The organism is Hyphobacterium vulgare, from assembly GCF_042643335.1.
Classification (GTDB): domain Bacteria; phylum Pseudomonadota; class Alphaproteobacteria; order Caulobacterales; family Maricaulaceae; genus Hyphobacterium; species Hyphobacterium vulgare.
The window spans coordinates 42,728-54,638 of sequence record NZ_JBHRSV010000026.1; the positions used below are offsets into that span (position 1 = coordinate 42,728).

11 protein-coding genes are annotated in these 11,911 nt (G+C 67.0%); 9 read left to right on the plus strand and 2 right to left on the minus strand.

All coding sequences use genetic code 11. The features are described from left to right. The first annotated feature begins 1 nt into the window (after position 1). The 7 genes from ACFOOR_RS11990 (at position 2) to ACFOOR_RS12020 (ending at position 8,421) form a co-directional block, all read left to right on the plus strand. A complete protein-coding gene (locus ACFOOR_RS11990) occupies positions 2-2,710 on the plus strand; it encodes a DUF4159 domain-containing protein (protein ID WP_343165155.1) in 2,709 nt (902 codons plus the stop codon). After that, complete coding sequence (locus ACFOOR_RS11995; protein ID WP_343165156.1) at positions 2,710-4,770, plus strand: hypothetical protein; 2,061 nt, start codon at positions 2,710-2,712, stop codon at positions 4,768-4,770. The genes ACFOOR_RS11990 and ACFOOR_RS11995 overlap by 1 nt, the downstream gene beginning before the upstream one ends. 185 nt (positions 4,771-4,955) lie before the next feature. Further along, positions 4,956-5,234, plus strand: coding sequence for a hypothetical protein (locus ACFOOR_RS12000; RefSeq protein WP_343165157.1), 279 nt, complete (start codon positions 4,956-4,958; stop codon positions 5,232-5,234). 69 nt (positions 5,235-5,303) lie between these two features. Beyond that, entirely contained in the window at positions 5,304-6,668 is a 1,365-nt protein-coding gene (locus ACFOOR_RS12005) for a mechanosensitive ion channel family protein (protein ID WP_343165158.1), read from the plus strand. 95 nt (positions 6,669-6,763) lie between these two features. Beyond that, a complete protein-coding gene (locus ACFOOR_RS12010; protein WP_343165159.1) occupies positions 6,764-7,462 on the plus strand; it encodes a pirin family protein in 699 nt (232 codons plus the stop codon). A gap of 67 nt (positions 7,463-7,529) precedes the next feature. Then, entirely contained in the window at positions 7,530-7,760 is a 231-nt protein-coding gene (locus ACFOOR_RS12015) for a hypothetical protein (RefSeq protein WP_343165160.1), read from the plus strand. A 106-nt stretch (positions 7,761-7,866) separates the two neighbouring features. Next, positions 7,867-8,421, plus strand: a complete 555-nt coding sequence (locus ACFOOR_RS12020) for a hypothetical protein (RefSeq protein ID WP_343165161.1) — start codon at positions 7,867-7,869, stop codon at positions 8,419-8,421. A gap of 46 nt (positions 8,422-8,467) precedes the next feature. Here the strand turns inward: ACFOOR_RS12020 and queE are convergent, their stop codons facing one another. After that, complete coding sequence (gene queE / locus ACFOOR_RS12025; RefSeq protein WP_343165162.1) at positions 8,468-9,097, minus strand: 7-carboxy-7-deazaguanine synthase; 630 nt, start codon at positions 9,095-9,097, stop codon at positions 8,468-8,470. After that, the gene (gene queC / locus ACFOOR_RS12030) at positions 9,094-9,813 is read right to left on the minus strand and encodes a 7-cyano-7-deazaguanine synthase QueC (RefSeq protein ID WP_343165163.1); all 720 of its coding nucleotides are present in this window, start codon (positions 9,811-9,813) and stop codon (positions 9,094-9,096) included. The genes queE and queC overlap by 4 nt, the downstream gene beginning before the upstream one ends. 31 nt (positions 9,814-9,844) lie before the next feature. Here queC and cutA point away from each other — a divergent pair, with 31 nt between their 5' ends. Together cutA and ACFOOR_RS12040 are read left to right on the plus strand one after the other, a co-directional pair. Continuing rightward, complete coding sequence (cutA, locus tag ACFOOR_RS12035) at positions 9,845-10,171, plus strand: divalent-cation tolerance protein CutA (protein WP_343165164.1); 327 nt, start codon at positions 9,845-9,847, stop codon at positions 10,169-10,171. 105 nt (positions 10,172-10,276) lie between these two features. Beyond that, a complete protein-coding gene (locus ACFOOR_RS12040) occupies positions 10,277-11,908 on the plus strand; it encodes a response regulator (RefSeq protein ID WP_343165165.1) in 1,632 nt (543 codons plus the stop codon). Positions 11,909-11,911: the final 3 nt, after the last annotated feature.

The following is an 11,911-nucleotide window of genomic DNA, read 5'->3' on the forward strand; positions in this document are numbered from 1 at the left end:
GATGCTGATGCTCGGTCCGCTCGGATTCGCGGCGCCGCTGGCGTTGCTCGGCCTCCTCACCCTCCCGATATTGTGGCGGCTGCTGCGCGCCACACCGCCGCCACCGAAGCGGGCGATCTTTCCGCCACTGCGCCTGCTGCGCGACGCGCCCGACGACACCGAGACGCCGCACCACGCGCCGTGGTGGCTGATCGTGTTCCGCCTGTTGCTGGCGGCATTGATCATCATCGCGCTGGCGCGACCGGTCTGGCAGCCCGAACCGGACAATCTCGCGCCGCGCCCGCTGCTGCTCGTCGTCGACAATGGCTGGGCCTCGGCCCCGTCCTGGGACGCCGTGCGCCGGGAGGCCGAACGCCACATCAATCGCGCCGACAGTGCCGGCCAGCCTGCCGTACTCCTGCTCACGGCCGATCTCGGTTCCGACGAGATCCGCCTCGACGATCCCGACCTCGCCCGCCGCCGGCTGGAGGCAGCTGTGGTGCGGGCCTGGGCACCCGACCGTGCCAATGCCGCCAGCCGTCTCGAAGCCGCCGATTTCGGACGCGCGCTGGACGTGGTGTGGATTTCCGACGGCGTGCGCACGGACGGGGTGACCGAATTGGCGACGACGCTGTCCGATCTCGGCCGGGTCACCGCGATCCGGCCCGATGCCGGAGGCGCGGCGATCGCGCTGACCCCGCCGGAAGTCACGCCGGAAGGCTTCGCCATCAATGTGCTGCGCAGCGAGGACAGCCTGCCGCGCACCGTCACCATTCAGGCCACGGGCGAGGACGGACGGGCCGTGGCCCGCGCCGACGCCGTGTTCGAGGCCGGTCAGCGCGATGTGCGCACGACGATCGAACTGCCGCTGGAACTACGCAACCGGGTCAGCGCGATCCGGATTCTGGAACAGACCTCGGCCGGCGCGGTGCAGCTCACCGATGACGCCTGGCGTCGCCCCACCGTCGGCATTCTCGATGCCGCCAGCGAGGACGGCCAGCCGCTGCTGTCGGAGCTTCATTATGTGACGCGCGCCCTCGAACCCTTCGCCGAGCTGCAGCGCGCCAATCTCGACACGCTGATGGAGAATCCGCCGGCAATCATCGTGATGGTCGATGCCGCGCGCAGCGACGATCCGCGCCTGGCCGACTTCGTCGATCAGGGCGGGGTGCTGATCCGCTTTGCCGGTCCGCGCCTGGCCGCGCGCGGCGACGATCTGCTGCCGATTCCGCTGCGCGAAGGCGGGCGGATGTTCGGCGGCGCGCTGGCCTGGGACGAACCGCAGCGCCTGGCGCCCTTCGCGCCGACCTCGCCCTTCGCCGGACTCGACGCGGACCCGGCGGCCGTGGTCCGCAGCCAAGTGCTGGCCGAGCCGGGCACCGCGACCGACGACCGGGTCTGGGCGCGCCTTGAAGACGGCACGCCGCTGGTCACGTCCGCGCGCCGGGGGCGCGGCTGGGTGGTGCTGTTCCACGTTACCGCCGGGCCGGAATGGTCGGACCTGCCGCTGACTGGCCTGTTCCCGCGCATGCTGCGCCGGACGCTGTCGCTGTCCTCGGGCGGTGCGCCGTCCGCTGCACAGGGCGGCAGCTATGCCATCGACCGCGCGCTCGACGGCCGCGGCCGCCTGTCCGACCCGCCGGCCTCAGCGCGGCCGATCCCGGCGCAATTGTTCGAGCAGGCGCGGGCCAGCGCCGAAACCCCGCCGGGCCTGTACCGCACCGGAACCGTCTCGGCCGCGCTCAACGTGCTTCGCACCGGTGCCGCGCTGCGGGCCCTGCCGGCGGAAATTGGCGGGGTGCGTTTCGCCAGCCTCGACGCGCCGCGCCAGACGCCTCTGGCCGGGCTGCTGCTCGCAGCGGCGCTGATCCTTCTGGCGCTCGATGCCTTCATCGCGCTGGCGCTGGCGGGACGGCTGGCGATGCCGCGTTTCGCGCGCGGCGGCACGGTGACGGCGCTGGCCATCCTCGCCCTGTTACCGGCGCTGACGGCGCGCGCCGAGGCGCAGGACACCGACATCCAGTTCGCGATGGAAGCGTCGCTCGATCTGCGTTTCGCCTATGTCCGCACCGGCAATGCCGAGATCGACAATCGCAGCCGCGCCGGCCTGTCCGGGTTGAGCCAGCAGCTGATGCGGCGCAGCGCGATCGAACCGGTCGAGCCGATGGCGGTCGATATCGAGCGCGACGCGCTGGTCTTCTTCCCGATGATCTACTGGCCGGTCCAGGAAGGCGCCCCCGCCCTGTCGCCGGAGGCTGCCGCGCGCGTGACGGCCTACATGCAGTCGGGCGGGCTGATCGTGTTCGACACCCAGGACGCCGATACCGCGGCGCTGCGCGCCGGACGGCCGCATCCGGGACTGGTCCGGGTGCTGGAGTCGGTCGATGTGCCGTCGCTGGCGCAGATGCCGGCCGACCATGTCCTGACCCGCAGCTTCTATCTACTGGACACCTATCCGGGCCGCTATTCGGGCGGGCCGGTCTGGGTCGAGGCCGATCCCGACGGAGCCGCCCGCGACGGCACGTCCGGCGTGGTGATCGGATCCAATGACTGGGCCTCGGCCTGGGCGGTCGGGCCGAATGGCGCGGCGCTCTATCCGGTCGATGGCGGTGACCGCCAGCGCGAACTGGCGCAGCGTTTCGGCGTCAACCTCGCCATGTACGCCCTGACCGGGAACTACAAGGCTGACCAGGTCCATGTTCCGGCGCTGCTCGAAAGGCTGGGGCAGTGATGTTCGAAGCCACGACAATCGACTTCGCGCCGATCCTGCCGGTCGGGGTCATCGCGCTTATGAGCGGCGCCGCCCTTGCTGCGGCGCTGGCCGGTGCGCTGATGCGCCTGAATGGCTGGCTGTGGCGCTCGCTGACAGCGCTGCTGATCGCGCTGGTCCTGCTCAATCCGTCGCTGGTCGACGAACAGCGCGACCCGCTGCCCGACATCGCGGTCGTGCTGACCGACCGCACGGAGTCGATGGCGATCGGCGGGCGCAGCGAAGCCGCCGACGCGGCGCTGGCCGAGCTGCGGTCGCTGGCGGAGCGCGACGACACGCTGGAACTGGTCGAAGCCGAGATGACGCGATCGCCCGACGGCAGCCTGATGATGGATGCCTTCAATTCGGCGCTGGCGGGCGTCCCGCGCGACCGGCTGGCCGGCGTCGTCGCGATCACGGACGGGCAGATCCACGATGCGCCGGGCGACGCCAACGCCGTCGATCTGGGAGCGCCCTTCCATCACCTGATGGCCGGCGACCCCGACGCCGGCGACCGCCGTCTGATCGTTGTGGAGTCGCCGCGCTACGGCCTTGTCGGCGATCCCGCGGTCTTCACCGTGCGCGTCGAGGATGACGCCATGAGCGGGACCGCGACGGTGACCTTCCGCATCGATGGCGGCGACCCGGTAACGGCGCGCGTCGCGATCGGCGAGGACACGCGGGTCGAGGCGCCGATCGACCACCGCGGCGCCAATGTCGTCGAGATCGAGGTCGAGCCCGGGCCGGAAGAACTGTCGCTGGTCAACAACCGGGCCGCGGTTTCGGTGACCGGCGTACGCGACCGGCTGCGCGTGCTTCTGGTCACCGGCGAGCCGCATAATGGCGCCCGCGCGTGGCGCGACCTGCTGAAATCCGACCCTTCAGTCGATCTCGTCCACTTCACCATTCTGCGCCCGCCCGACCGGCAGGATGCGACGCCGATCGACGAGCTGGCGCTGATCGCCTTCCCGACGCGTGAGTTGTTCGCCGAGAGCCTCGACGAATTCGATCTGGTCATCTTCGACCGGTATCGCCGCCGGGGCATCATGCCGCCGCTCTATTTCGACTATATCGCGCGCTATGTCGAAAACGGCGGCGCCCTGCTGGTCACGGCCGGGCCGCCCTTCGCCGCGCCGGTGAGCATCTACCGCACGCCTCTGGCCGCCGTGATCCCGGCGCGCCCGACCGGCTATGTCGCCACCGGACCCTTCCGACCGGAGCTGACCGATACCGGCGCGCGTCATCCCGTGACCGCCGGGCTCGCTCCGCCCGAGGGCGAAGCGCCCTGGGGCCGCTGGTTCCGACGCATCGACGCCACGCCGCTTGGCGGAGAAACCCTGCTCCAGGCACCGGATGGCGGACCACTGCTGGTGCTGTCGCATGCCGGCGACGGCCGCGCCGCCATCCTTTTGTCCGACCAGTCCTGGCTGTGGGGCCGGGGCTTCGAGGGCGGCGGTCCCGACGCGGAAATGTTCCGCCGGGTCGCGCACTGGCTGATGCAGGAACCCGAACTCGACGAGGAGCATCTGTCCGCGGTCGTCCGGGACGGTCAGCTGGAGGTGCAGCGCCGCACGCTTGCGCAAACCGCGCCGCCGCTGGACATCGCCTGGCCGGATGGTTCGGGCGAAACGGTGGACATGCAGGCCGGGGACACGCCGGGCCTGTTCACCGCCGAGCGCGAAGGCCGGTCAACGGGACTGGTCCGCCTGCGGTCCGGAGATCTGACCACCGTGGCTGCCCTGGGACCGCTCAATCCGCGCGAATATTCCAACCTCGTTCCGACGCGGGAGCTTCTGACGGGTCTGGTGGACACCAGCGATGGAGGGTTCGCAGCGATCGGCGAAGCCGGAGACACGGTCCTGCCGCAATGGCGCCGGACCCGCGCCGACGCCGTTCACGCGGGCCGGAGCTGGCTCGGTCTGAAGCGCAATGAGCGCTTCATCGTCCGCGCCGCGGAGCGGACACCGCTCGCGCCTGCCCTGATCGTTCTGCTGATCATCCTGACCACGCTCGGGCTTGCCTGGCGGCGCGAGGGCCGGTAGCGCAGCGCCCGGCGCCCTGCCTGTTTACCTGCCGGGTCAACGATGCGGGGGAATCACGCCTGACGCCCAATCGACCGTCGCAAATCCGCCGCCGTTGGCGTATAGGGACACCCTCTACGTTAGACAACGAGACACGAATTTGGGCTGGCCACGGTCATGGCGACCGTGCGGCCATGGGGCAATACATGCAGGCTTGGATATTCTACATATGGACGCTGGCCCATGTGATCATCGCGATCGCCGTCGCGATCACGTCCCCGCTCTGGACCACGCTGGCGGTTCTGACCCTGATCGCCTGCTCCCAGATTGGCGTCTATTTCAACGCCAAGCTGGATGAAGGCGTGTTCGAGGAATCCTCGAGCGACGGCGCCGCCACCCTGCTGCGATCCCTCTACATGCTGGGACCACTGGCGATCCTCGGTCTGACGGGCGTCGTGCTGTTCATTTTCGTGCGGACGCACTGAACCCGGCTTCGATACTCGACGGCGGACGGAAAAGAACCGTAGTCTGATGGCCTTGCAGCAGGCCGAACCATGACACCCACTCCCGCTCCGCCTGAATTCGAGGCCCCCGACCTGGAAACCCTGAGCGATCCTCAGGCCTGGCGCGAGCGTATCGACTCCGTCTGGAGCTGGCTGCAGAGCGAAGCCTTCAGTATCGAATTCGGCATCCAGGCAGCAGCGGTCGTGATCGCCGTCGCGATCGGCTTCGCGCTTCGCCGGCCCGCCAGTGCCTTCATCGCCCGCGTGTTCAGCCTGGCGGCGATCGAGAAATTCAAGGCGCGGGCGATCCGTTTCGTCGCGCCGGTGATCGGCCCGGCATTGGCCTGGGCGCTGCTGTCGGGCGTGTTGTTCACGCTGCAACAGCTGGAGATGGACTATTTCTGGGTTCGGCTGGGCGCGAACCTGCTGGGCGCCTGGGCGATCATCCGCCTGCTCACCTCCTTCATCGGCGAACCCTTCTGGCAAAAGACGGCCGCGGCGATCGGCTGGACGCTCGCGGCGCTCAACATCATCGGCTGGCTCGGTCCGATTGCGGTATTCCTCGATTCGATGGCGATCGGGTTCGGCGGGGGGCGGGTCTCCATCCTCACCGGCATTCGCGCCGCCATCCTGCTTGTCCTGCTCTACTGGGTGGCGTCGCGGCTGGCGAAGCTGCTCGGTTCGCGGATCGATACGCTGCCGAGCCTGACGCCGTCAGCGCGGCTGCTGATCGGCAAGACGGTTCAATTCATCCTGCTGGCAACCGCGGTGACGCTGGCGATCTCCAGCCTCGGCATTCCGCTCGGTGCGCTGGCGATCTTTTCCGGCGCGGTCGGCCTCGGCATCGGCTTCGGTCTGCAGAAGATCTTCTCCAATCTCGTTTCGGGCGTGATCCTTCTGCTCGATCAGTCGATCAAGCCCGGCGACGTGATCACGGTGGACGACACCTATGGCCGCGTCGCCTCGCTCGGCATGCGTTTCGCCTCGGTGATCACCCGGGACGGGATGGAACATCTGATCCCGAACGAGGAATTCATCACCTCGAAAGTGATCAACTGGTCGTTCTCCGATCACGCCGTGCGGATCAAGAAGTCGATCGGGGTCGATTATTCGACCGATGTGCCCAAGGCGATGGATCTGGTGGTCGAGGCCGCGAACACGGTGCCCCGCGTCCTGCCCTCGCCCGCGACGAAATGCCTGCTCCGGGGCTTCGGCGACAATTCGATCGATCTCGAAGTCCGTTTCTGGATCGCCGACCCGGGCAATGGCGTGAACAATGTCGCGAGCGAAGTGCTGGTCGCAATCTGGCAGGCCTTCAAGGACAATGGCGTGGAATTCCCCTTCCCGCAGCGGGACATCCACTTCAAGGGCGGCTCGCCGGTGGAGGTCCGCCTGGTCACGGACTCCACAGATTAATTCCGAACCGGCACAAAAAAGCCTCCGCAAGTCGCATTTTTCCCGAGACTTCGCGGCACCATCTGTCACGGCAACACTCCAACAGGGAGATCGCCATGATGGACCACAGACAATTCGACAGCCTCGGCCGGTTCGAGACCGACTGGCTGAAGGCGCGCCACCATTTCAGCTTCGGCGGCTATCACGACCCGTCCCGGATGGGCTGGGGAAGCCTGCGCGTCTGGAATGACGACACGATCCGCGCCGGCACCGGCTTTCCGCCGCACCCCCATGCCGACATGGAAATCATCACCTTTGTCCGCGACGGCGCGATCAGCCATCGCGACAGCCTGGGTCATGCTGGCCGAACAATCGCCGGCGACGTCCAGGTGATGAGCGCGGGCAGCGGCATCCGGCACAGCGAATACAATATGGAAGGGGACACCACGCGAATCTTCCAGATATGGATCCTTCCCGACCGTCCGGGCGGCGAGCCGCGCTGGGACACGATGGCGTTTCCCAGGGGCCAGGATTCGGGGCGGTTCGTGACTCTCGCCTCCGGCCACCCCGAGCGTGACGGCGGGCTGTTGATCCGGGCCGACGCCAGGGTGCTGGGCGCGACACTGAAGGCCGGCGAGGCAGTGACCTACCCGACGACGCCCGACCGTCATCTCTATCTCGTACCCTCGACCGGGCGGGTCACGATTGACGGCCGGACAGTCGAGGCCCGTGACGGCCTCGCCCTGAAGGGCGTCGAGTCGGTGACGATCACGGCAAGCGCCGACGCGGAGATCGTGATGACGGATACGCGATAGCCGTCTTCATCGCTTGGCAATCACAACCGGACAGAGTGCGGAGGAATTCTCGAAAAGGACCTCCCGCATGACTGTCCGGCGCCTCGCCCTCATTGCCCTGCTTGCCGCATCGGCTCCGGCCCTCTCGGGTTGTCTGATCATCGGCGGAACCGCCCTGGTGGCGGGCACCGCGGTCGGTGTTGCCGGCGACACGCTTCAGTTCGCCGGCAATGTCGGGGAAGGCGTTGTACGAGCCGCCATTCCCGGTGACGGGGAGGATGACGAGGACGAGGATCGCGACGGCCGTCAGCGTGACTAGGGGTCTCGCAGACCCCTTCGTTTTCAGCTGCCATGACAAATCGACCGGGTTCTGCTAAACTTCAGGTTAGCGGGGACGATTCAACTTTCCTCTGAGGAGTCACATCATGACGCGCTGGTTGATTGCTGCACTTGCCACGACCGCCTTGTCCGCCCCGGCCCTGGCCGACGGATTCCGCGATGATTATGCCGCGGCTCCAACGGGTCCGGTTTCGATCGCCGACATCGCGATAGGCGAAGAACTTGCCGGCGAGGTCGACGAGCTGGGCGACCGCGAAATCGATCGCCTGACCGGCATGCTGCACGACGATATCGCACGCGAGCTTGCCAGCATGAGCTGGCTGGCCGGTGACGGGGCGATGGGCGGCACCACGCTTTTCGTGACGCTGGAAGACGCTGATCCGAACCGCCCGACCTTCCGCCAGATGTCGAACAATCCGTCGCTCGACTATCGCAGCCACAGTGTCGGCGGGGCGGAAATCTCCGCCGAGCTTCGCGATGCGGCGGGCAATGTGCTGGCGACCTACCACTATGAGTGGACCAGCAACGACATCCGGTTCGCCGCCCATGCCGGCACCTGGACCGATGCGACGCGGGTATTCGACCGCTTCGCGCGTCAACTGGGTGACAGCCTCGCCGAACACGCCGAAACGGGCATGTAACGCAAGACCGCTTGAAGCGGGGGATTCGTCGGGGCCTTCTGATTGCTCAGGGGGCCCCGATCCATTTGTGGGTCTGCAGGCTGAGCCGCCATTGCGGGTTTTTCAGGCAGTACTCGTAAGCCGCCCAGGCATTCTTCTGCTGGTCCGGACCGTCCATCGGCTGCAGCGAGAAGCGCGCGAAGTCGAGCCCGGCAAACTGTTCCGGCAGGCAGTCGGCCTGCGGATAGACCAGTTTCAGCTCATGGCCGCTGGTCTGGACCAGCGGAGCGGTGGATTTCGGACTGACCGTGATCCAGTCGATCCCGTCGGGCGCGGGCAGCGTGCCATTGGTCTCGATCGCGATCTCGAAGCCTTCGGCCTTGAAAGCGGCGATCAGAGGCGTATCAAGCTGCAGCAGCGGTTCGCCGCCGGTGCAGACGACAAGCGGCGTTCCGCCTCCGGGCCAGCGACCCGCAACCGCCCGCGCCAGTGCTTCCGCTGTCTGGAACTTGCCGCCGCCCGGCCCGTCGGTGCCAACGAAATCGGTATCGCAGAAGCGGCAGACGGCCGATGCCCGGTCCCGCTCGAGCCCGTTCCACAGATTGCAGCCGGCAAAGCGCAGGAAAACAGCCGTGCGTCCAGCCTGCGCGCCCTCGCCCTGTACCGTCAGGAAGCTTTCCTTGACCGAATAGGTCATCCCGTTGCCGCCTCCCACTCGCGCCAGCCCCGCGCGCGCAGATCGCACGCCGGGCAGGCGCCGCAGCCATAGCCCCAGTCGTGGCGTAGCGACCGGTCGCCGCGATAGCAGGTATGGGTTTCCTCAAGGATCAGACCGACTAGTGCAGCGCCGCCCAGCTCGCTGGCCAGGGACCAGGTCTGCGCCTTGGACAGGTGCATCAGGGGCGTCTCGATCCGGACCGGCATGTCGAGTCCGAGCGTGATGGCGCGCTGCTGCGCGTCGATGGTTTCGCGGCGGCAATCTGGATAGCCGGAATAGTCGGTCTCGCACATGCCGCCGACCAGAATGTTCATGCCCCGGCGCCAGGCCAATGCGGCGGCGACCGTGAGGAAGACCAGATTGCGGCCCGGCACGAAGGTCGTCGGCAGGCCGCTTTCCCCGATCTCGATGGCACGGTCCGCGGTCAGCGCGCTTTCCGCAACCGCGCCATAGCCCGACAGGTCGACGACATGGTCCTCGCCGAGGCGGTCCTTCCAGCCCGGCCGGATCGCCCGCATCGTGTCACGCACGCGCATGCGCGCATCCATCTCGACGGCGTGGGTCTGGCCGTAGCCGAAGCCGACGGTCTCGACCCGGTCGAACCGGTCCAGCGCCCAGGCGAGACAGGTCGCGGAATCCTGCCCGCCCGAGAACAGGACCAGCGCTGCGGAAGGGGATGAAACGGGGTTCTTCATTCTGCGGCTATATAGCGGTAGATTGCGCGCCATGTCAGAGGCCGCGCTCATCTACTCGACCTGGCCTGACGGTGACACCGCCGCCAAGGCTGCCTCAGCACTTCTCGATGAGAAGCTGATCGCCTGCGCGAACATCTTTCCGGCCGGACGGTCGATCTATGTCTGGGACGGCGCGGTGAAGGACGAGGCCGAAACCGTGATGATGGTGAAGACCACGGCCGGTTGCGCCGCGCGGGTCCGCGACCGCTTGCTGACCCTGCACCCCTATGACACGCCCTGTGTCCTCGGGATCGACCTGAAGCGGACCCAGTCCTCTTCCGCCTTCACGCACTGGATCCGCGAGACGATCGCCCGGTGAGAATCGTGACGGTCGCGTGAATTTTCCATGAAGTCCGCTCGCCGTTAACCGGCTGAAATCCCCTGCTGATGCATGGAGTTCGCGCACAACACAGCGAGCCCTTCGATGACACGCATCGTCCGCGATCTTGCCCGTTCTGCACCGGTGATCCGTCCGGAAACACGCGGTGAAGTCGTCTATGACATGTTCGTCGAGGACAAGGATCTTCCCGCCTGCGCCGTCGTGGAAGGCGCAACCCCGATCGGGCTGATCTCGCGCGAGCAATTCTTCCTGAAGATGGCGGATCGACACGGCCGCGCCCTGTTTGCGCGCCGGCCGATCACATCGGTCATGGAACAACAGCCGCTGATCGTCGAGGAGCGGACACCGGTCGCCGATCTCAACCGGACGATTCTGAACAATCGCCGCTCCGCCCTGCTGCAGGGCTTCATCGTCGTCCATGACGGCGAATACCGCGGGATCGGCATCGCGCTTGACCTGTTCCAGGCCATGATGGCCGAAAGCGAGGAACGCAGCCGCCGGATGACGGCACTGGCCGAACAGCTCGGCCGCGCACGGATCGAGGCGCTGTCGAATGCCAAGCAGACATCCGATTTCCTGGCCACGATGAGCCATGAAATCCGCACGCCCCTCAACGGCATTCTCGGCATCGCCCAGATCATGATGGACTTCGACCTGCCTGAACGCGAGGCGAAGATGGTCCGGACCATCAAGGATTCCGGCGACATTCTGCTGCGCCTGCTCAACGACGTGCTCGACATCTCGAAAATGGATGCCGGCAAGATGTCGCTCGAGCCCGAAGCCTTCCATCCGAGGCGACTTGCCGACGAGGCCGAGGCGCTGTGGCGTCCGCGTGCCGACGCGAAGCAGCTCACACTGGCCATTCAATGCCGGCAGGAGGACGATCGCGAATTGTATGGCGACCGGATCCGGATCGAACAGGTGCTGTTCAACCTGATCGGCAATGCCATCAAGTTCACGGACGCCGGTTCGGTGACGGTCGATCTGCACACGATGGATCTGGGTGGCGGCAAGCGCGTGCTGCGTGCCGATGTCAGCGACACCGGCTGCGGTGTGCCCGAGCATGCGCGCGGGAAGCTGTTCGAGACTTACAGCCAGGCCGATGCAAGCGTGACCCGCAAGCATGGTGGTACCGGGCTGGGCCTCGCCATCTCGAAGCGCATTCTCGACATGATGGGCGGCATGATCAGCTACCGGCCAAATGCCGAAGGAGGATCCCGCTTCTCGTTCGAACTCACGCTGCCGCTCGTCGTCCAGTCGCGTCCGGAGGCGCTTTCTGCCGTGTCAGGGAGCAAGGTGCCAAGTCGCGAGATCCGCGTGCTGGTGGCCGAAGACAACGACATCAACCAACAGGTGATTTCGGGATTGCTCGACCGCCGCGGCTACCGCGTCGACCTCGTCGCCAATGGCGAGGAAGCGGTCGAGGCGGCGCAGGCTGCGGCCTATGACGTCATTCTGATGGATGTCCGCATGCCGGTGATGGACGGCCTGGCCGCTACCCGGGCCATCCGGGATCTGCCTTCCACGGCGGCCATGACGCCGATCATCGCCTTGACCGCGAATGCCACCCGGGAAGACCAGGCCGCTTGCCTCGCGGCGGGAATGGACGACTTCGTATCGAAGCCGATTTCCAGGGATCTTCTGTGTGCTGCGATCGGCCGTGTTACCGGTCAGGACGGGTGCAGCGCGAAACCCGCGGCGTCCGCCGCGGCCTGAGCG